Annotated in this window: 14 protein-coding genes and 1 pseudogene; 9 read left to right on the top strand and 6 right to left on the bottom strand. The window is 55.8% G+C overall.

The features are described 5' to 3' along the window. Positions 1-257: 257 nt before the first annotated feature. A complete protein-coding gene (locus tag ACI48J_RS21020; RefSeq protein ID WP_405080101.1) occupies positions 258-2,513 on the bottom strand; it encodes a helix-turn-helix domain-containing protein in 2,256 nt (751 codons plus the stop codon). A 157-nt stretch (positions 2,514-2,670) separates the two neighbouring features. Between ACI48J_RS21020 and ACI48J_RS21015 the strand changes: the two genes are divergently transcribed. From ACI48J_RS21015 to ACI48J_RS20995, 5 genes are read left to right on the top strand one after another with little or no spacing between them, the layout of a single operon-like run. Continuing rightward, entirely contained in the window at positions 2,671-4,068 is a 1,398-nt protein-coding gene (locus ACI48J_RS21015; RefSeq protein WP_405080100.1) for an alpha-L-fucosidase, read from the top strand. 51 nt (positions 4,069-4,119) lie between these two features. Then, the gene (locus tag ACI48J_RS21010; protein ID WP_405080098.1) at positions 4,120-5,142 is read left to right on the top strand and encodes a carbohydrate-binding family 9-like protein; all 1,023 of its coding nucleotides are present in this window, start codon (positions 4,120-4,122) and stop codon (positions 5,140-5,142) included. A 7-nt stretch (positions 5,143-5,149) separates the two neighbouring features. Further along, the gene (locus tag ACI48J_RS21005; RefSeq protein WP_405080097.1) at positions 5,150-8,086 is read left to right on the top strand and encodes a transglutaminase domain-containing protein; all 2,937 of its coding nucleotides are present in this window, start codon (positions 5,150-5,152) and stop codon (positions 8,084-8,086) included. Positions 8,087-8,101: 15 nt separating this feature from the next. After that, positions 8,102-9,163: a glycoside hydrolase family 18 protein gene (locus tag ACI48J_RS21000; protein ID WP_405080096.1), complete on the top strand. Its 1,062-nt coding sequence runs from the start codon at positions 8,102-8,104 to the stop codon at positions 9,161-9,163. A gap of 58 nt (positions 9,164-9,221) precedes the next feature. Beyond that, complete coding sequence (locus tag ACI48J_RS20995) at positions 9,222-10,043, top strand: alkaline phosphatase family protein (protein ID WP_405080095.1); 822 nt, start codon at positions 9,222-9,224, stop codon at positions 10,041-10,043. Between the two features lie 266 nt (positions 10,044-10,309). Here the strand turns inward: ACI48J_RS20995 and ACI48J_RS20990 are convergent, their stop codons facing one another. From ACI48J_RS20990 to yhbH, 3 genes are all read right to left on the bottom strand, one after another. Further along, positions 10,310-10,957, bottom strand: coding sequence for a hypothetical protein (locus tag ACI48J_RS20990; RefSeq protein WP_405080094.1), 648 nt, complete (start codon positions 10,955-10,957; stop codon positions 10,310-10,312). A gap of 290 nt (positions 10,958-11,247) precedes the next feature. Continuing rightward, complete coding sequence (locus tag ACI48J_RS20985; RefSeq protein WP_405080093.1) at positions 11,248-12,678, bottom strand: SpoVR family protein; 1,431 nt, start codon at positions 12,676-12,678, stop codon at positions 11,248-11,250. Beyond that, the gene (gene yhbH, locus ACI48J_RS20980; protein ID WP_326054807.1) at positions 12,675-13,835 is read right to left on the bottom strand and encodes a sporulation protein YhbH; all 1,161 of its coding nucleotides are present in this window, start codon (positions 13,833-13,835) and stop codon (positions 12,675-12,677) included. The genes ACI48J_RS20985 and yhbH overlap by 4 nt, the downstream gene beginning before the upstream one ends. 199 nt (positions 13,836-14,034) lie before the next feature. Between yhbH and ACI48J_RS20975 the strand changes: the two genes are divergently transcribed. The 3 genes and pseudogenes from ACI48J_RS20975 to ACI48J_RS20965 form a co-directional block, all read left to right on the top strand. Beyond that, positions 14,035-14,328, top strand: coding sequence for a Dabb family protein (locus ACI48J_RS20975; RefSeq protein ID WP_405080092.1), 294 nt, complete (start codon positions 14,035-14,037; stop codon positions 14,326-14,328). Between the two features lie 121 nt (positions 14,329-14,449). Continuing rightward, the gene (locus ACI48J_RS20970; protein ID WP_405080091.1) at positions 14,450-15,358 is read left to right on the top strand and encodes an aldo/keto reductase; all 909 of its coding nucleotides are present in this window, start codon (positions 14,450-14,452) and stop codon (positions 15,356-15,358) included. 40 nt (positions 15,359-15,398) lie between these two features. After that, a pseudogene (locus ACI48J_RS20965) lies at positions 15,399-15,524 on the top strand (cell wall hydrolase); the annotation flags it as partial. A 203-nt stretch (positions 15,525-15,727) separates the two neighbouring features. On the opposite strand, the gene ACI48J_RS20960 reads toward ACI48J_RS20965, so the two are convergent. Both ACI48J_RS20960 and ACI48J_RS20955 read right to left on the bottom strand, forming a co-directional pair. After that, a complete protein-coding gene (locus tag ACI48J_RS20960; protein ID WP_405080090.1) occupies positions 15,728-16,765 on the bottom strand; it encodes a metallophosphoesterase family protein in 1,038 nt (345 codons plus the stop codon). Positions 16,766-16,865: 100 nt separating this feature from the next. Further along, positions 16,866-18,329 carry a PLP-dependent aminotransferase family protein gene (locus ACI48J_RS20955; protein WP_405080089.1) on the bottom strand — a complete coding sequence of 488 codons (1,464 nt, stop codon included), beginning with the start codon at positions 18,327-18,329 and terminating at the stop codon, positions 16,866-16,868. 142 nt (positions 18,330-18,471) lie between these two features. Here ACI48J_RS20955 and ACI48J_RS20950 point away from each other — a divergent pair, with 142 nt between their 5' ends. Beyond that, positions 18,472-19,794 carry an MFS transporter gene (locus tag ACI48J_RS20950; RefSeq protein ID WP_405080088.1) on the top strand — a complete coding sequence of 441 codons (1,323 nt, stop codon included), beginning with the start codon at positions 18,472-18,474 and terminating at the stop codon, positions 19,792-19,794. Positions 19,795-19,846: the final 52 nt, after the last annotated feature.

The raw sequence follows: 19,846 nt of genomic DNA, 5'->3' as shown, positions 1-19,846 counted from the left end.
CGCGCCACAATAAGCAGGCCCGCCCCCGGTTAATCGGGGAGCGGGCCTGCGGGCAAGGCGGCGGGGAGAAGCCGGATTCATTTCATGGAGGTGCGTCGGACTGCCATCGGCTAAAGGATGCGGATAGACCGCCTGCCGGACCGCGAGTCCAGCTGACAGCCGCACCTTCGACGGAACCCTATTCGAGGATCATCAGCCGCACGTTCCGGCCCTGTACAGCGGTTGGCCGCACCGAACCTGCTGTCGGTTTGACCCGGTTAAGCGTGCTCGGCCGACGTGTTCAGCGTCCGGTACTGACCCGGCGTATAACCCGTTTCCTTTTTGAATTTCCGGATGAAATTGGGGGTATCCAGATAGCCGACGCGGACGATGATCTCTTTGAGCGGATCGTTCGTCGTTTTCAGCTGATGCATGACCTCGTTCATCCTTTTTTGCCAGATATACTGGATAAAATTGATGCCGGTCTTCTCCTTGAACGTCCGGCTGAGATAAGAAGGCGAGATCCCGTATTCGGCGGATACGACCTCCAGACTGAGCGTGTGCTCCATGAAATGCTTGTCGATATACCCGACGATCCGGTCCATGAGGGAGTGCTCTTCCTTCGTCCGGTCCCGTTCCACCTGCGCGCAGATCCGGGCGGCGAGGTTCAGGCAGATGGCTTCAAACTCCTCGGATGAATTGAAATTGAGCTTGGACAGAACGTCCTGCGTCAAGCCTTGAATACTTAGTTCGGACGCGGTCTTCAGCAGGGTCGTCAGGATATCGTAGTGGATCAGACGCAGATGCGGGGCGCTCAGCCCGGCTGCCGGCAAGTTTTTCAGCGCTTCCTGAAGGGTCTGCTCCGATACGTCGTAGCTGCCCTGTTTCAGACTTTGGGACAGCTTCAAAAGCACGTTGCCGGGAATCCAGAAGGCGCTGCGCTCCGGCGTACTCGACAGCTTTTCAAAAAAGGTAACGCTTCCATGAACGGTCAAAATGTTCGATTCAAACGCGGAACACGCTTCGATGTACGACTGGTTTAAGTGAGCGTGGCTCGTGTAAGCCGTTCCGACCCCGATAACCGGCGAGGCATCGAACAGCTCCAGCAGATGGGTCCGGATGCCTTCCACGATCTGCCGCATCTGACCGAAAGGCGGCGTCTGTCCGGCGGGGTCGAACCCGACGACAAGCGCAAGCTGATTCGGCTGGGGAAGCTCCACGCTGTAAGCTCTGGCGGCAAGCCCTGGAAAATCGACCTCGGCAAAAAGCTGGATCATCGTCTGCCAGTCGTCCTTGCTGTCGTGCAGATGAGAGCGCTTGTCAAAACCGATGACCATCGCAAAGTGGTGGTCATGGTCGAATTTCAGATCGAAAGCTTCGAGAAGATCGGCCGACAGGCTCTTGGTCTGCCCGTATTTAAGCAGCATGAGCAGGGCGTGATTGCGGGCGTAAGGCTCCTGAAGATCCGCGCGGGTGCTGTGCTCCTGCAGGGAAATCCGGATTCGCTCGAGTTCATTGCCCGAAGTCCGGCTGCTTCTCGATTTGGAGCTGGCGAAATGGACCAGATTCGAGATAGGCAGGTACTGCATCCGGGCGAGCAGCAGCGCCAGGGCGGCGCCGACGATCACGACGATGGACACCAGCAGAATAATAAAGCTGCGCACATGCAGCACGCTGCTGAAAAACTGGGCGCTCGGCATTAATGTGACGTACGTCCAGCCGTTTTTATCGGATTTTACGGAGACGACGGAGTGGGACTGTCCGTTTAACGCCTGATTGTGGATGCCCGGAGGCAGTTGGAACAAAGCGCCGAGGTCGCCTGCCGTCAGCGATTCCTCGTTTCCGTTGTTCGTCAGGACCTGCCCGTTGTTGTCAAAAATGTACGTCAGCCCGCGGTAGCTGCCGAGAATGGAGTCGATCAGGCCGGTGAGTTCCGATTCCGGAATAAAGTACATCACGGTCCCGTGAGGGGCCGGACTGTTGGGCGTAATTGGCACCAGGTAAGCGAGAATCGACTGCTGCAGGGATGTCGGCTGGCTGACGAGGTCCGCCGGCCGCATTTTTGGAAATTTAAGCGTATTCAAATCCTGCCGCAGCCCGTCCTGGGTCCAGTTGTGGAAGCTGTATTTGTCCGAAAACACGTCCAGCCCGGACATGCCGAAGGACGAATAAATTTTATCGTCGTCGTGATAGTACAGGAACAGATCCCCGATAATGGAGCTGGTCGCTTTGTAGTTATCCAATGCGCTGATCGCTTCCCGGCTGTAATAAGGATCGTGGACCTTGTAAAGCGTCAGCCGCTCGTCGTAAGAAATCCGGGACGCGATTTCGGTCAATTCTTTGACCCGGCCGTCGATGATGGTCTTGGTCTGATTGAGCTGGTTAAGGTGGGACTGCTCGATTTCGGACTGGAGATTGCTTACGGCGCTGCGGTAAATGAAGATCGTCGCGAACGCCAGCGGAATAAGCAGGATGAACAAATAGGACCCAATATATCGCATAAAAAGTTTCGATTTAAAGTAATCGGATTTCATTTGTCGTTCCCTCCTGTTTCGGAATGATTCAGTTTCTAAGAGGTGCTTTGAAAGGAATATCCATAATCATACCAAAAAAACAGCGGATTCATAGGGCAGTTCGTAGGATTTATGAAAGGGATTACAAAAAAATACCGGCTTGCCTGGAGGTTAAGTGATGAATGAGATGAACGCGGAGACACAAGTAGGGGCGCCGGCGGCCGTCGTGGAAGGCGTACACAACTACAGCCGGGAGGAGGATTGGGTCAAACCCGATGATCCCATGCTGCTGGAGCGGCTGGAGTGGTTCCAAGACCAGAAGCTGGGGCTCATGATGCACTGGGGGCCGTACTCCCAGCTCGGTGTCGTGGAGTCGTGGGCGCTGAGCGACGCGGATGCGGACTGGTCCCGGGACGGAATCGACTGGGAGGTGAGCGCGGAAGAGCTTAAGCGCGAATACTTCGGGCTGAACCGCACGTTTAATCCGCTCCGCTTCCAGCCCGAGCTGTGGGCCGGACTCGCCGCGGACAGCGGATTCAAGTACTTGAACTTTACGACGAAGCATCATGACGGCTTCTGTATGTGGGATACCCGCACGACGGATTACCGCGTGACGCATCCCGACTGCCCGTTCCATGCCCACCGGCATGCGGATATTTGCGGCAGGCTGTTCGACGCTTTCCGGGCGAAGGGACTGGCGATATCCGCCTACTTCTCGAAGGCGGACTGGCGCTCGCCCTATTACTGGGCCCCGGGCATGGAGCGGGGCGGACGCACGTCGCGGGGAACCTCCTACGACACGAAGGAGCACCCCTGGCTGTGGGAGCAGTTCGTGAAGTTCACGCACGAGCAGATCGGCGAGCTCATGACCCGCTACGGGCGCATCGACGTGCTCTGGCTGGACGCCGGCTGGGTGAACGCGGCGAACAACCAGGACATCCGGCTCGGCGATGCCGTGGGGAAGGCGCGCGAGCTGCAGCCTTGGCTGCTCTGTGCGGACCGGACCGTCGGGGGACCGTACGAGAACCTGATCACCCCCGAACAGACGTTGCCGGAGCGCCCTCTCCTCGTCCCGTGGGAGAGCTGCATCACGATGGGGACGTCGTTCTCGTTCCGGTACGAGGACACGTATAAAACCGTCCGCCAGCTCGTCCATCTGCTCGTCGAGATCGTGGCGAAGGGGGGCAACCTCGCCCTCAACGTCGGGCCGCAGCCGGACGGAAGGCTGCCGGAGACGGCCGTGGCGAGGATGAAAGGACTCGGTGCGTGGCTGAAGGTAAACGGCGAAGCCATTTACGGAACGCGCATCTGCGAGCCTTATTCCGAAGGCAGCTGGCGTTTCACGCGGAAGGGGGAGACCGTTTACGCCTTGTATCTGGTCGAGCGGGAACAGTCGCCGATGGAAGCGGAAATGTGTATTCCTCTCCGGGATTCCTTCGCCCGTGTTGAGCTGCTGGATGGGGACATCCAGCTGGATTACCGGCTGACCGAAGAAGGCATCGCCGTCTGTCTTCCGGAATCCGTCCGCGTGAAGCAAGCTCCCGAGGCAATCGTATTCCGGTTGTCCAAGAACTAGGGCGGCCCTGTCCGGAACAGTTTTATCCACTTAGAGAAAGGGGTGAACGGCATGGCGTTAAGCGGAGTGCCGGAACCGCGCATCACTTTTGCGCCCAAGAATTACTTGTGCAGGCGGGCGTCCGGGCCGCTGGAGCTTGACGGACGGATCGACAAGCCGTTCTGGGAAGCGGCCGGCTGGACGGAAGATTTTACGGATATCGAAGGAGACGCCAAGCCGCAGCCGTCCAAACGGACCCGGGTCAAGATGCTCTGGGACGACCGGTATTTCTATTTTGCGGCGGAGCTGACGGAGGACCGGATTTGGGCGACGCTTACGGAGCGGGATTCCGTCATTTTTTACGACAACGATTTCGAGATTTTTATCGATCCCGACGGGGACACCCACCAGTATTATGAGTTCGAAATGAATGCGCTGAATACGGTCTGGGATTTGCTGCTCGTCAAACCTTACCGGGACGGCGGGCCGCCCGTGAACGGCTGGGATATCCATGGGCTAAAAACGGCCGTCCATATAGACGGGGAGCTGAACAATCCGGATGCGGACAACCGGAAGTGGACGCTGGAGGTGGCGATGCCGTGGTCCGCTCTGGGGGAGTGCGCACCTGAGAACCGCCCGCCGGTCCAAGGAGAATTCTGGCGTGTGAATTTCTCGCGGGTGCAGTGGCGGACGGAGGTTGCAGACGGCTCCTACCGGAAAATGATTGATCCCCGAAGCGGCAAGCCTTATCCCGAAGACAACTGGGTCTGGTCTCCGATGGGAATCGTCAATATGCATTATCCCGAGCTGTGGGGCTATGTGGCCTTTGCGGACGGGGACGGGCCGGAGAGCTTCGCGCTGCCGGACGATGAACGCGTAAAGTGGGAGCTGCGGAAGCTGTATTACCGGCAGCGCAATCATTATGAACAGTCGGGTGTTTTTATAAGCGATGTCAACGAACTTCTTGGCTGTGAGCCATGGAACATCGTTCCGCAGGTTGAAACGACGGCAAGAGGCTTTCAGATTTGCGCCGCCTCCGCCGACGGCAAAGCCGTCTATGTGATCCGCGAGGACGGAAAACTATGGGAGGAGTGAGAGACAGATGAACGCGAATACGAATGAAAATCCGAATCTGAACAATAATCGGGTTACGGACCGGAACGAGGCTGAGAAGCCGGACGTCAATCTCCTTGAAAACGATTTTTTGAAAGCGGATGTGAACGCGGACTTGGAGGTTGACCGGAACGCGGCTCTCCGACCGGACTTGTCTGTTTTTTCTATGGATGCCGAAGCGCTGGCGGAAGTACAGAGGAAATTCGACATCAAGCGGGAATTTGCCCGGGCTAAAGAAGAGGAGCTTTTCGGCGTGTTCCGGCAGAAGCTGACCGAGGAAGAAGCGTGGGCGCTCAAATTTCTTTTCGCGTATATGCCCTTAAACGATTTGGCGGATTACGACGGAGCCTTGTTTTTGAACCATGTCCGCACGACGCTTGAAATCCGCGCCAAAGTACCTTGGGGACGGCGAGTGTCGGATCGCCTGTTTCTTCACTTCGTGCTGCCTCTGCGGGTGAACAGCGAGAATCTGGAAGACTGCCGGGGCGTTCTTTATGAGGAACTGGCGGAGCGGACCAAGCATTTACCGATGGAAAAGGCGATCCTGGAGACCAACTATTGGTGTCACGAGAAAGCTACGTACGTCGGAAGCGATCTGCGGACGATCTCGCCGCTGACGATGCTGAGAAGCGCGCAGGGACGCTGCGGGGAAGAGTCGACGCTCGCGGTATCCGCGCTGAGGAGCATAGGCATTCCCGCCAGGCAGTGCTATACGCCGCGCTGGGCCCACTGCGACGATAATCATGCCTGGGTGGAGGCGTGGGCCGACGGACAGTGGCATTATATCGGCGCCTGCGAGCCCGAGCCGGCACTGGACCGGGGCTGGTTCAGCGCGCCGGCCCGGCGGGCCATGCTGGTCAACACCCGGGTTCACGCCAACTACCCGGGACCGGAACCGGTTACGCTGGCCGAAGAATGGCTGACGGAAATCAACCTGCTGGAAACGTACGCGCCCGTACGGACGGTGACCGTTGCCGTCAAAGACGAAGAAGGCCGGCCGGTTGAGGGCGCGCGGGTCCTTTTTCAGCTGTATAACATGGCGGAGATGTACCCGATTGCCGTCCTTACGACTGATTCGGAGGGCCTTGCCGCTTTCAGGACCGGATGGGGAGACCTGCTCGTCCGTGCCGTCAAAGACGGCCTTTGGGGAGAAGAGAAGTTTTCGGCTGCGGGCAGTTCCAGCCTGGTTATGACGATCCGGAGCGCTGCGGAGCCGCCCGGGACGCTGGACGTCGACATGGTACCGCCTCCCGAGCGGGAAGGCGAAGCCCTGTCCGTGGTTACCGAGGAGATGCTGAGGCTGCATCAGGAACGGGAGCGGGAGGGGGCCGCGGTCCGTAAAAGCTTCGAGGATACGTTCCTCGGCGAACAGGACGCGGTAAAGCTGGCCGGAGAACTCGGTCTTCCCCCGGATCGGGTGTGGAACGTGCTGCGCAAGGCCCGGGGAAACGGCCGGGAAATCCGCGATTTTCTCCGGGAGCGGACCGACGCCTACGGAGTGTGGCCTCTCCGGCTGCTGGAAAGCATGAGGGACAAAGACATGCTGGACACGTTCCGTCCGACTTTGGACGATCATCTTCTGCATGCCTTGAAATGGGCGGATGCCTGGGAGGAGGACGTGTTCGTCCCGTATATTCTTTGCCCGAGGGTGCACTTCGAAATGATCGGACCGTACCGGCGGCTGTTCGAAGAAGCGTTCACGGCAGAGGAGGCTGCCTCGTACCGGAAGGACCCGTCCGGGCTTGTGCACCGTTTTGCCGCCGAATTCGAGGTGCGGGATGACTTGACGAATCTCCCGGGCCGGGCTTCCGCCGCAGGCAGCTTCGCGCTGAAGAAAGGCGACCGCCTTTCCCTTGATATTATGCTGGTCGCCGTCTGCCGCAGCCTCGGCATCCCGGCCCGGCTTCATCCGAATAATCAGAAGCCCCAGTTTAGGCTGGACGGCGAATGGATCGATGCCGCTTGGCGCGAACGCGAAGAAAGCAAAGCGCAGAGAGGGACGCTGCTGCTTCGCCGGCAGGGCGGACACGGGGAGCCGGCAAATGGGACCGTAAGGCGGGAAGGCACCGCCGCGCGGCCTCTGAATCAGCCTCTCGGAGAGGCTGGCGAAGCGGGCGAGCCTCCGGGCAAGCCGAACGGGGCCATGCACGGCGGAACTGACATGCAGCCCGATGCAGCTGCGCCGCAGGAGCATAGCGCGCATTCAGCCCCGGAGGCTTCCTACTTCCAGAACCTTACCGTGGCCCGGCTTGAGGACGGTCTTTACCGGACGATCGTGTTCCCGCACGGCAAAAGCGACTTGTACGCCGAGCCGCTTGAACTGGAAGCCGGCAGCTACAGGCTGACGACCGGGACGCGGCTTAAGGACGGGACGGTACTGGCCCGCTTCCGCCATTTCACCGTTGTTCCCGGCCGGCAGACGAAGCTGACGCCAACCTTCCGCGCGGCTCCTTCCGATGTTCCCGTGCTCGGTTCCGTGGACGGGAACATCGTTTTCGGAAGCCTGGAGGAGAACGGAGAACCCCGTACGCTTGAAGATTTGGCTGGCGGACGCGCCGTGCTGGCGGCCTGGATCGAACCGGAACGTGAGCCTTCCAAGCACCTGATCCGTGAGCTTACAGAGCTTGCCAATTTGTATGCTAAAGCGGACGCAGCCGTTATAATGGTGGTAGGCGACGACCGGAGAACGGTTTCATTCGATCCCGCCCGTTATGGCGCACTGCCTGCGGGAACTCATTTTGTCCGGGATGAAGGTTGCGTTTCCCTGGATGAATTTAACGCGAAGCGTCCGCTGCCCGCTGCCGGTTTTCCGCACGTTTTCGTTGTAGACCGGAAGGGACAAATCCGTCACACCCAGTCCGGGTACAAAGTGGGGTCCGCCAGGGAGGCTTTGCAAATTTTCGAAAATTTGTGTGAGAACGATTAGGAGGAAAACACCGCAATGAACAATCCTTATGTAGTAGCGGGCTATGTCGCCGATGCCGGACTCCCGGACGTAACCGGGGAAGATCTCGGCAAGCTGACCCATTTGAATGTGGCTTTCGGCCATGTCCGGGAAGATGAAATCCGGATTGATCATCTTGCCCATCTGGATGAGCTAACGCGTTTTAAAACCGTCAATCCGGAGCTCGTTCTGCTCCTGTCTGTAGGCGGATGGGGAGCGGGCGGATTTTCCGAAGCGGCCTCCACCGAGGAAGGCCGGAGACGGATGGCGCAGTCCGCCGTGAATATCCTCCTGGCGCATCCGTTCGACGGGATTGATCTGGACTGGGAATATCCCTGCTACTCCGCCGCAGGCATCCAGTCGAGCCCCGCGGACAAACGGAATTTCACGCTGCTTCTGCAAACGATCCGGGAAGCGATAGACGAACAGGGACGCAAGGACGGACGCCGTTACCTGCTGACGATCGCGGTGGGGGCCGACCAGTATTATCTGGACGGTACGGAGATGGACCAGGTGCACCGATATCTCGATTTTCTTCAGGTGATGACCTACGACATGCGGGGCGGCTTCCAGGTTCTCACGGGGCACCATACGAATCTTTACAATTCTACGGGAGATCTGTTCCGTATCAGTACGGATACGTCGATTAACCTGTACCTCGGTGCAGGCGTACCCCGCGATAAAATCGTGGTCGGCGCCGCTTTTTATTCCCGTCAGTGGGAGAAGGTGCCGGATGCGGCAAACGGGCTTCACCAGATCGCCGGAGGCTCGGGCGGTTACGGGCCGGATTATACGACGCTTGCAAACGACTACATCAATAAAAACGGCTATGTACGGTATTGGGACGAGGAAGCGAAAGCGCCTTATCTGTTCAACGGCAGCACGTTTATCACCTACGACGACGAGGAATCCCTTCAGCATAAGTGCCGGTATGTCGAGGAAAAAAACCTGGCCGGCATCATGTTTTGGGAGTACGGCTGCGATAAAACCCGCCGTTTGCTGGACAGCCTGCACCAAGGCTTGCACAAAGCGGTTGACAGCGCTTCAAAGCCCTTTTAAAATCAATATAAAACAACGAAATTTCACATAAAACCACACAAAGGCAGGTGGCGCACGTATGGCAAAAACGATTGTCCTCGTATTGGACGGACTGCGCTACGACGTCATGCTCTCCTCCATGGGCTATTTGAATCATCTGGTTGAAAAATCGCAAGCGGCTTTGTACAAAGTGAAATCGGAGCTTCCGAGTCTCTCGAGGCCGCTTTACGAGGTGCTTCTGACAGGGACGCCCAGCTACATAAACGGGATTACGGCCAACCATGTCGTCAGGCTGTCCCGTTTTCCGAGCGTGTTTCATCTGGCACGGCAGCAGGGTTTGACGACAGCCGCGGCGGCGTATCACTGGGTGAGCGAGCTGTACAATTCGGCGCCGTTCGATTACGTGGCCGACCGCATTCAGCACGACGAGAGCAAGCCGATTCAGCACGGCATGTTCTACTATGAGGACTCATATCCGGATTCCCATCTGATCGGAGATGCCGAGTATTTGCGCCGGACGTATGACCCGGACTTGCTCTATATTCATCCGATGAATATCGACGATGCGGGCCACAAGTTCACGTCCGATTCCGCCCGGTATCGGGGCCAGGCTCTGCATATGGACGGACTGCTTGCCGTTCTCCTTCCTGTGTGGATGGAACGGGGCTACCAGATTCTCATCACATCCGATCACGGCATGAACGAAGACGGGCATCACGGCGGAACGGGAGAGGCGGAGCGGGATGTCGGCCTGATCGCCATCGGAGACCGGTTCACGCCCGGCGTTTATACGGACAGTTACCTGCCCCAGCTGGCAGTCGCTCCTTTGATGTGCTCCCTGCTCGATATTCCGGCGTCCGTCCATATGTCGGACATTCCGGTGACCGGCTTCCGCAAGTAGGCGGGAATTTCCCGCGCTTCGGGTGCCGCAAACGAACCTGCCTGAACCGGATTATAACCGGAGCAGGCAGGTTTTTGTTTGGCTGGTTCGCCGGGACAGGCGCGCGACTTACAGCTTAAAACGTGCTGACTCTGGGGCCTGTCCGGGCTCATCTGCAATATGCTGGTGGCGAAGAACAAAGCGGGGTATACCGCTGCGCACGCCTGATGCGAACCGCAGCAAAAAAACCTGGCTGACGCGGCTCATTTGCCGTAGTCTGCCAGGTTTTATCCCCTTTTTTTTCTACGTGGGAAAATAAGAAATCCAATTAATAATAAAATGCCTCCGGAAATCGCGATGGCTATTGGAATAATTGTCGCAAAAGGGTTGCCGGAAGCATAATTGATATCAGAGTAATACCCTATCATAGGTGAACCGCTATTTTTAATTAAATAAGTATCTAAAGGATCGGCAGGACGGTTCTCGTTAGTCACATGTCTTACGGTCATTTTTTGTTTATTATCCATATAATAGATATTCCAACTGGCATGCTCCTTCATTGTTTGCACAATTGCTACCCTGTCATTTTCATTGCTGGCCTCCTGACTTTTGTGGATAGTGAATACGTTCACCCAAACACCGCGTGTATAATTCCCATTATTTGCAGGTACAACATCTGCTGAGCCCGGCAGTCTTTCCCCGTTTAACATTATCTCTAGCCGTATAAGGTTGCCCTTAGGTGTATTTACAACTTCTATAGTATTGTTATTTATCTTCAAAATATTTTTAGTAACGTCTTGTTGAGTTATCTCATAAGTTGTGTTCAACGAGTGTTGAATTTTTTTCTCTTTATACATTAAATATAAAGGTTTACTAGCAGCCCAAATTACCATAATTCCCACTAGAATTAAAAAAATAGAAATGAATTTCTTCATAAAATATAACCACCTTATGAAAATTTTTAAATCAAGGAATTGTTAACTCCAGGATAACCTATGTAGTATGAGGAAAGTGGTTCTATCTTTAATAGGCCCTAAAAAGCCTAAGGCCCCTTACTGTCTAAGGTTAAATTCACTTGTTGAGCAAGACTCTTCATAAGTATTCCTCCTAAATTAATGGAAGCGAGAGGATACTCGTAAAAAAAGCCTGCCTAACCGCAGCTCATATGCTGATGGTCAGACAGGCTATTATTTAGTGAATAAATGACTTTTAGCTTGCTGTTCTTCTACATAAACTTCCGGTGGCTCTTCTTCCCGTCGTACGAAAATAGCACCGCTTTGTCTTCCACCACGCTTTGCAGGTAGACGGGTTTGCCCCACAGCCGGTACAAGTACGGGAGCGTTTTTTCCACGTATTTCAGGTCGAGCTCGACGCCTTCGTACGAGTGCCGCAGGTAAAGCTCGCCGTTGCGCTGGTAATCCCCGTCGTACACTTCCAGATAAGGAAAGCCGCCGTTAACCCGGGAATAGACCAGCTGGTCCCGGATGTTTTTCCAAGTCTTATCGGTGATTTTCCATTCCGGCCCTTTTTTCTCGAACACATACAGATCCAGGTCTTCGACCAGCTCTTTGGTCATGTAATTGCGGATAAAAGACGTGTCCGAATCGAATTCGCGGACCTCGAAAATTTTGCTGCGGCCTTCGCCGCCCCGCCGTCCGTACTTTTCCCGCTCTTCGTCTTTCGGATTGTCCCAGCGCTTCTCGATATCCTCGAAAATTTTGAGCCCGAGGTAGTAGGGGTTAAGCGTATGCCTGGACGGCTGGACTACGCCCGAATTCAGCTTGGAGTACTCGATCGTCTCCTCCTCGGTCAGATCAAGCTCGCGCAGAATGCGCTGATGCCAGTACGAAGCCCAGCCTTCGTTCATGATTTTGGTCTCCATTTGCGGCCAGAAGTAGAGCATTTCGTCGCGCATCATGGTCATAATATCGCGCTGCCAGTCTTCCAGTTGGGGAGCGTTCTCTTCAATGAACAGGAGAATATCCTTCTCCGGTTTCGGCGGAAAACGGGCCGGCCGGCTTTCTTCTTCATCCGGTTCCGGGTCCTGCCGCTCCAGATCCCACAGGTCTTCGTAGCCGGTTTTCGGTCTGCCGTTCCTGCCGAGCTTGTCGTTTTCCTTGTCGTCCAGTTTCTCCGGCTTCCTGCGTCCCGGCGTCGTCAGGCTCGGATCGACGTGCTCCTGCACGGCCAGCACGCAGTCCAGAAACTCCTCGACCCGCTGGGTCCCGTACTCGATCTCGTATTGGCGCACGCGCTCGGCGGTAGCCGACATGCTTTCCACCATATTGCGGTTGGTGCGGGAGAAGCGCGCGTTGTTCTTGAAAAAATCGCAGTGGGCGAGGACGTGCGCCACGATCAGCTTGTTCTGGATCAGCGAGTTGCCGTCGAGCAGGAAAGCGTAGCAGGGATCGGAATTGATGACCAGCTCGTAAATTTTGCTAAGCCCGAAATCGTATTGGGTCTTCATCTTGTGGAACGTTTTGCCGAAGCTCCAGTGCGAGAAGCGGGTCGGCATTCCGTAAGCCCCGAACGTATAAATGATATCGGCGGGGCATATTTCATAGCGCATCGGATAGAAGTCGAGGCCGAAGCCTTCGGCCACTTCCGTAATTTCCGCAATCGCATGTTCAAGCTGGCGTATTTCGTCCGGTGTCAAATGAGTTCGCCTCCCTCGGTACGGGGTGTGAAGAAGGAACGGAGCGCCTTGTACACTTCGGATTTTTCCCGGATGATGTAATGCATAAATTTCGGATGATGAATATTGCGGTAAGCGGACATGAGCGTCGAGCTCCGGTTGTACTGGTTGACTTCGCCGTAACCGAACATGTTGGAACGTTCCATTAACTGTCCGATCAGCTTCACGCAGCGTTCGTTGTCCGAGGTGAGATTGTCGCCGTCCGAGAAATGGAACGGATAAATGTTATACTGCTCCGGCGGATACCGGGAGTCGATGATGTCCAGCGCGGCCTGGTATGCGGAAGAACAGATCGTGCCTCCGCTTTCGCCTTTTGTAAAAAACTCCTCCTCCGTCACTTCTCTCGCTTCCGTATGATGGGCGATGAACACGATTTCGACATGCTCATACTTCGTCCGCAGAAAACGCGTCATCCAGAAGAAAAAGCTCCGGGCGATAAACTTCTCGAACGATCCCATGGACCCCGACGTATCCATCATGGCGATGATGAGAGCGTTGGAATGGGGCTTTTCCACTTCGTTCCACGTTTTGAAACGCAGATCGTCCGGCGAAATGCCGTGGATGCCGGGATCGCCCTGCGTGGCGTTGCGCCGTAAATTTTCGAGTATCGTCTTCTTCTTGTCGATGTTGGACATGATGCCTTTCTTGCGGATATCGTTGAAAAGCACTTCCTTCACCGTAAAATTTTTCTTATCTTTGGGCTGCAGGAACGGCAGTTCCAGCTCTTCGAAAAGGAGCGTCTGAAGCTCCTCGAACGAAACCTCGGCCTCGTAATAATCCTCACCCGGCTTATCGCCGGCTCCTTCGCCTTTGCCTCCTTTGGAGGAAGGCTGGGGATCTACGCCGAGAACGTCGCCGACTTGACTGTCGCCGTCGCCCTGTCCGACATGCTTGCTTTTCTGGTAGTTATATCGGAACCGGTACTCGTCGAGTGAACGGATCGGGACTTTGACAACCTGCTTGCCGTTGGACAGAATGATGCTCTCATCGGACACGATGTCGGGCAGATTCTGTTTGATCGCATCGCGGACTTTTTCCTGGTGTCTCGTCTGGTCCTGGTAGCCTTTGCGGTGAAGTGACCAGTCCTCTCGGGAGACGATAAACGAAGAGTCTGTCATGATGGGCACCTTCCTTGTGGAATATGGGGCACAGTTTGGCCTGTTGTTAAGTAAGTATATTCACGGGAAGGGACGATATGTGATCGGGAGCGAGATAAAATGTGAGAGAAGCGGGAATCTGCCTGCAGCCGTGCCGGGTTAGCATATAAAAAACGATATGGTATACTGAAAGCATTACGATTGGAAAAGAGGGAATCCATTGATCGATCATATCGTGCTTGTAAAGTTCGGCGAATCCACGACGCAGGAGCAGCTTCAGGACGTTATCGCCCGTTTTAAAGCGTTGAAGAACCGCTTGTCCGGCGTCATTGACCTGCAGGCGGGCCTTAATTTCTCCCCCAACAACCAGGGGTATCAGCTGGTCCTTTCCGTCCGCTTCGAGAACCAGGAAGCGCTGGAAGCTTACGGGCCTCATCCGGAACATCAAGCCGTCGCCGCTTATATCCGCGAAGTCGGCCGTGTGGACAGCATTGTGGTTGACATCCGCATTTGACCGAGGAGCGGACCCGAAAATATAAACGTACATACGAAGCCGTGTGCCGGAGGGGTGCCGGCTTCCTTTTATAGGATAGGAAGGCGTTCTGAATACGAACCGAGGAAGGAAGAATCCGTTTATGAAAAAGAATCGTCTGGGACAATCCGATCTGTTTATAAGTGAAGTGGGCCTCGGCTGCATGTCTCTCGGGACGGAGGAAAAACAGGCGGTCGAACTCGTCCGCCGGGCTCTGGATCTGGGCGTAACGTTCCTAGATACGGCCGATTTGTACGACGAAGGCCGCAATGAAGAGCTCGTCGGCAAAGCCGTCCGCGGACGCAGGTCCGAGGTTGTGCTGGCAACGAAAGTGGGCAACCGAAGAGTGCCGGGCCAAGAAGGCTGGACGTGGGACCCGTCCAAAGCGTATATCAAATCGGCAGTGAAAGACAGCCTGAAGAGGCTCCAGACCGATTACATCGATTTGTACCAGCTTCACGGCGGTACGCTGGAGGACCCCATCGACGAAACGATCGAGGCTTTCGAGGAACTCAAGGAGGAAGGGCTCATCCGCCATTACGGGATCTCTTCGATCCGGCCGAACGTTATCCGCGAATATGTGAGGCGCTCCGGCATCGTCAGCGTGATGAGCCAATACAGCATCCTGGACCGTCGGCCGGAAGAAGAGGTGCTGCCCCTGCTTGAGGACAAAGGCATCAGCCTGATTGCCCGCGGCCCGGTAGCCCGAGGCATTCTTACCGCAGGCGGAGAAGAGAAAGCCGCTCAGGGCTATCTCGATTACAGCCCGGAAGAACTGCCGCAGGTACGCAGGCAGCTGCTTGAGGCGGCCGGCCCGGGCAGGGACCCCGGCCATATGGCCATCCGCTATGCGCTGTCCCATCCGGCGGTAGCCGCCGTCATCCCGGGAGCCAGCTCCCTGGAGCAGCTCGCGCACAACGCGGAGGCGGCAGCGGCGGACCCGTTGTCCGCGGAAGAACTGGAGGAGATTCGCCGGATCTCCAGGGCTTCCCGCTACGCGCAGCACCGTTAGAAATAGCGCCGATTTCAAAGGCCGGGCAATTCAGCCTGCGTATTTCAGACCGCCGGGCGACTGTCAGCAGACCTGGTACAATCAGCCTCTAGTCGGGCGCTACAAGCCGCACTGCTTTTATGAGCCGACAGCGGAAAAGTACGATAACGTGTACAGCACGTTCTGATTTCATCCCATAAAAAAAGCCCTCTTGCGCACAGAGGGACACAGCGGAAGCCGTCCAGGAATGTCATTCCTGGACGGCTTTTCGTTTGGCCGGGAATCAATTGCTAGGGGGAGCTCAATATCGCCGGGTAACGGCCGGACACCGGGGTTTATGCCGATTCCGGCCTGTCTGCGTCTGAGGCGGGCATGTCCGACGGGACGGGTTCAGTCCGCCGATTTTTTGAGCGGAACGGTCCAGTCCGCCGCGCCGATCCAGCCTGCATTGCTAAACTCCCGGCCGCGTACTCGAACCTCGCGCTCATAAACCTGGATGTACATTCCCTGAGACAATACCTTGGAGCGGCTGCGCCCTACAGTGGAGTTGCTGAACCAGTGAAAGGTGGCGTGGCGGGTATAATGGTTGGCCGTGAAATCGCGATGCGTGTGGCCCGAGAATACGAATACGTTGGGATAAGGGGCAAGAATAGCGCGCAGCTCGTTGGCCCGGATTACCCGGTGAGTACCGCCGTCGGAGCCTTCCTGCGGAAGAGGCTGGTGAATCATGACGAGAACGGGGAGATGTTTCTCCAGTTTCGCCAGCTCGGTTCTCAGCCAGGCCAGCTGGGCATCCGAGTACCAGGCTCCTTCGCCGACCTCGGGTCTTTCCTGCACGTAGGCTTCCTGGGACAGCAGGAAAACCGGAATCCCGCCGGCCTCAAACTTGCCGTAAGGGCGCTCGGTTTTCATAAAAGCCTGAAACCGCTGCCTCGACTGCGCATCCGTTTTACCGTTGGGCTGCGTTTCCGTGGCGAAGCTTCCTTTGCCGTCGATCCAGATGTCGTAATAGTCGTGGTTGCCCATGTTGGCGTATAAAGGAGGCAGCTTGAAGCCGCTGAGCACGCTTTTGAGCTGTTTATAATCGTTATCCGAGCCGTATTCGGTCAGATCTCCTCCCAAGATAAGCGCATCCCCGGGATGTTCCGGCTTTACGAGATCGGTAAGCGCTCTCTTAAGCTTATCGGAGGTCCCTGAATCATAAGGGGTGACGTGCAGGTCGCTCAGCAGCCAGAGTGATGCGAGGAGCTTTCCCGGGCCGGCAGGCGCCGAAGCCGGAGTCCCGGATGGTCCGGGGGAAGCGGTGTTCAGCCCCGAATCCAGTTCCTTGGAAGCGCCGCGGGTAAAAAAAGAGTAGAAAGCGGCGGCGCCGAGAGAGGCCGCCGCAAAAGCGCCCGCAAGGGAGCGGAGAAATTGCCTTCTGTTCATGTCTCACTTCCGTTCGGAGATAGTGGTGCCGGAGCACGTAGTCTCCTTACTCATACGGATTGCGGGCAAATCGGTTACACCTGCGGCGGTGAAAATCAGGCTATAGAACCGCTTTTTCGAAAGCGCGCCGTATTCTGCGGATTCCTTCGACGATCTCGTGTTCCCGGATTGAAGCGTACGTGAGTCTGAAAAATCCCTTTTTCATGCCGTAAATGCTTCCGGGCCACAGCATGACGCCTTCCTTTACGGCCAAATCGACCAGTTGCTTGTCTTCCAAAGGCAGATTGAGCTTGAGCCAGACGTAATAACCCCCCGGTGCGTTATGATTTCCGCCGAAAACGGATGCGTACGGAGAAAGCTCGCTTTGCAGTGTGCCGAGCATGGTGTTTCTTCTTGCCGTCAAAGCTTCGCGGATGGAGATCAGGGATTGAACGGACGAAGGGGAGGTCATGTAGAGCTGCGCGAGCCGTTCTCCCGAATGACTGGAGCTGTAACCCATACGGTTTTTGGTCTCGGCGAGTTTGGCGATTACCGGAGGGGGAGCCACAATCCAGCCGGTACGCATGCCGGGTGTTGATATTTTGGACAACGTTCCGAGGTAGATGACGATCTTGTCCCCTTCGGGCGACGCTTTTAAAGGCGGAACGGGCGGCGAGCCGGACAGATGGAGCAGGCCGTACGGATCGTCTTCCACGAGCGGAAGACGGAGCTGTTCGCACAGATCGATGAGTTTGGCGCGGCGGGCCGGACTGAGCGTTGTGCCTGTCGGGTTCTGGTAGGTGGGATTCGTAAAAACCATGCGGATGTTGTGTTTGTGAACCAGACGCGGCAGTTCGTCCGGGATCAGGCCGTGTTCGTCTACGGGAAGCGGGAACATGCGGATACCCGATGATGAGAAAACCTGCATTGCATAGATGTAGGAAGGCCCTTCGAGAGCGACTGCGTCTCCGGGCTGGAGAAGAGTGTTGGAAATGAGCTGGAGCGAATGTTTCACGCCTGATGTGACCAGGATGCTTTCGGGAGAAGCGGAGATGCCGGACCGGGTTTTCATAAAATCGGACAGGACGGCGCGCAAAGCCGGTTCCCCCCGTTTATCCGAAAAATAGCTGTAGGCCTGCGCGTAGTCGATTTGGGCGGCGAGTTCGCCGAGCAGACCGAGCGGCATCAGATCCGGGGACAGCTCGCCTTTGATCATGTTTACGATACCGGGTATGTATGCGGCTTCGCCGATTTTGTCGGTTATTGAAGCGTTGGGATTGAAGAAACGCCGTCCCAGATAATGATCCCAATTCGGCGCGGTCTGGACGGTAGTTTCCCACAGGCTTTCGCTGACCCGGGTTCCGCTGCCTTGTACCGAATAAACAAGTCCGGTAGCCCGGAGTTCTTCGTATGCGGCCGATACGGTGCTCCGGTTGACGGACAATTGGAGCGCAAGCTCTCTCTCTGTCGGAAGTCGGGTTCCTGGCGAGAGCTCTCCTTTTAAGATCTGTTCCTTGAAATACGTACAAATTTGACGAAATATAGGGGTATGATCATAGGGCCGCGGTTTCCAGCGCATATTCATGGCTAACCCTCCTTGTTTCGTTTATTATACCGCAAGAGGGGATTGGATGGGGAAAAAAACTGGGATTGGCTGGTGTGTCTACATAATTTAGGCGATATACTGAACTTACTCGCTACTACATGACGAGGTTGAAAGGAGTTAGATGCGTTTGCTGTTCAAAGAGAAAAAATATGCCTGGTTTCTGCTGGCATTCTTATGGGTATTCGGTTTTGTCGGATCTTTGGGCAGGTTCGTCATGGCTTATTATCAGAAGGACATTTCGGAAACGCTGGGCGTAGGACGAAGCTTTCTGGGCGCCACTTGGTCAACGGCCATTTTTATCGGCGCAATCAGCGCACCGCTCGGCGGCTGGCTGATCGACAAGATCGGCTACAAGAAAGTCATGATTTATTCGGCGATCGCCAACCTTCTTTCGCTGGCTATCGTCCTGCTTTTCCGGAATCCCGTCGGTTACTTCCTCGGATTCGGATTGATTACAGGCATAGCGGGCATAGGGGCCTCGGCCAGCTATGTGCTGGTCGCGAACTGGTTCAAACATCACCGCGCCAAAGCGTTAATGATCATTGGCAGCGCGGGTTCGCTCGGATTGGCGGTGCTTACTCCCGTCCTCGTCAGCAACAAGAGCTGGCTGAACTGGACAACGGTATACACCGTGTTGTTTATTATCTCGCTCGCGTTTGTTCCCTTGATTTTATTGATTGTCCGTTCCAACAAAGAGGCACCCGAAGAAGAGGCGCCAGCACCCGTACAGGAATCACCGTCTTCTACAAATAAGGAACCCGGTGAAGAACAGTCGCCGGCTCCCGCAGAACCTGTCTTTTCCCTGAAGAAAATGTCGGAAGGCTTCAAGGCTTTCCTGCTTTACCTGACCCGCCCGGTTATGCTGGTCATTATGTTCGCGCTCCTTACCTGCGGGATCAGCATGGGCACCGTCGAAATGAACCTGATGGCCATTCACCAGCTGGCCCATGTGTCGGATGGGATGATGTCCTCGTCCCTTAGTCTGCTCGGACTTCTGGAACTGGTGGGAGGAGTCACGTTCTCCATTCTTCTGGATTACATGCCGCGTGTCAAAGCACTTGCTTACTTATATTTCTTCCGCATCGCCGGTTTCGCGGTCCTGTTCTTCCACTTCGATTATTCCCCTATTCTCTTCTCGCTGATTTTCGGAGCGACATACCTGGGCGCCGTGCCGGGAGGTATTCTCGTTGCCGGAGAAGCACTGAATGAAGGGAAGAAACAAATCGGCCTGCAGACGGGTATCCTCCTGCTCATTCATCAATTGGGCGGAGTCGTTGCGGCAATTGCCGGCGGCCTTAACTATGACCTTGCGCATAACTATCAGTTCCTGATCGCGGTCAACGTCGTTTTCAGCTTAGTCGCTTCCGCGGGATATTTTGTCCTTTACCGCAAAGGAATCGGGGTCAAGAAAGCTCCTGTTCTTACCGGTGAAGTCGGCGCCTGATCAGAAGCTTTCAAGAGAGGCGGGAAACTGCTCCCGCTTCTGCTTGACCGGC

This window comes from Paenibacillus chitinolyticus (assembly GCF_045038035.1).
Classification (GTDB): Bacteria; Bacillota; Bacilli; order Paenibacillales; family NBRC-103111; genus Paenibacillus_F; species Paenibacillus_F chitinolyticus_A.
Note: the sequence above shows the minus strand (reverse complement) of the source record. Positions and strands in the feature narration are given on the sequence as shown.

Bases quoted from the DNA above. Each gene is read 5' to 3' on its own strand.
- ACI48J_RS21020 (WP_405080101.1), bottom strand. From the start codon at position 2,513: ATGAAATCCGATTACTTTAAATCGAAACTTTTTATGCGATATATTGGG.
- ACI48J_RS21015 (WP_405080100.1), top strand. From the start codon at position 2,671: ATGAATGAGATGAACGCGGAGACACAAGTAGGGGCGCCGGCGGCCGTC.
- ACI48J_RS21010 (WP_405080098.1), top strand. From the start codon at position 4,120: ATGGCGTTAAGCGGAGTGCCGGAACCGCGCATCACTTTTGCGCCCAAG.
- ACI48J_RS21005 (WP_405080097.1), top strand. From the start codon at position 5,150: ATGAACGCGAATACGAATGAAAATCCGAATCTGAACAATAATCGGGTT.
- ACI48J_RS21000 (WP_405080096.1), top strand. From the start codon at position 8,102: ATGAACAATCCTTATGTAGTAGCGGGCTATGTCGCCGATGCCGGACTC.
- ACI48J_RS20995 (WP_405080095.1), top strand. From the start codon at position 9,222: ATGGCAAAAACGATTGTCCTCGTATTGGACGGACTGCGCTACGACGTC.
- ACI48J_RS20990 (WP_405080094.1), bottom strand. From the start codon at position 10,957: ATGAAGAAATTCATTTCTATTTTTTTAATTCTAGTGGGAATTATGGTA.
- yhbH (WP_326054807.1), bottom strand. From the start codon at position 13,835: ATGACAGACTCTTCGTTTATCGTCTCCCGAGAGGACTGGTCACTTCAC.
- ACI48J_RS20970 (WP_405080091.1), top strand. From the start codon at position 14,450: ATGAAAAAGAATCGTCTGGGACAATCCGATCTGTTTATAAGTGAAGTG.
- ACI48J_RS20960 (WP_405080090.1), bottom strand. From the start codon at position 16,765: ATGAACAGAAGGCAATTTCTCCGCTCCCTTGCGGGCGCTTTTGCGGCG.
- ACI48J_RS20955 (WP_405080089.1), bottom strand. From the start codon at position 18,329: ATGAATATGCGCTGGAAACCGCGGCCCTATGATCATACCCCTATATTT.
- ACI48J_RS20950 (WP_405080088.1), top strand. From the start codon at position 18,472: ATGCGTTTGCTGTTCAAAGAGAAAAAATATGCCTGGTTTCTGCTGGCA.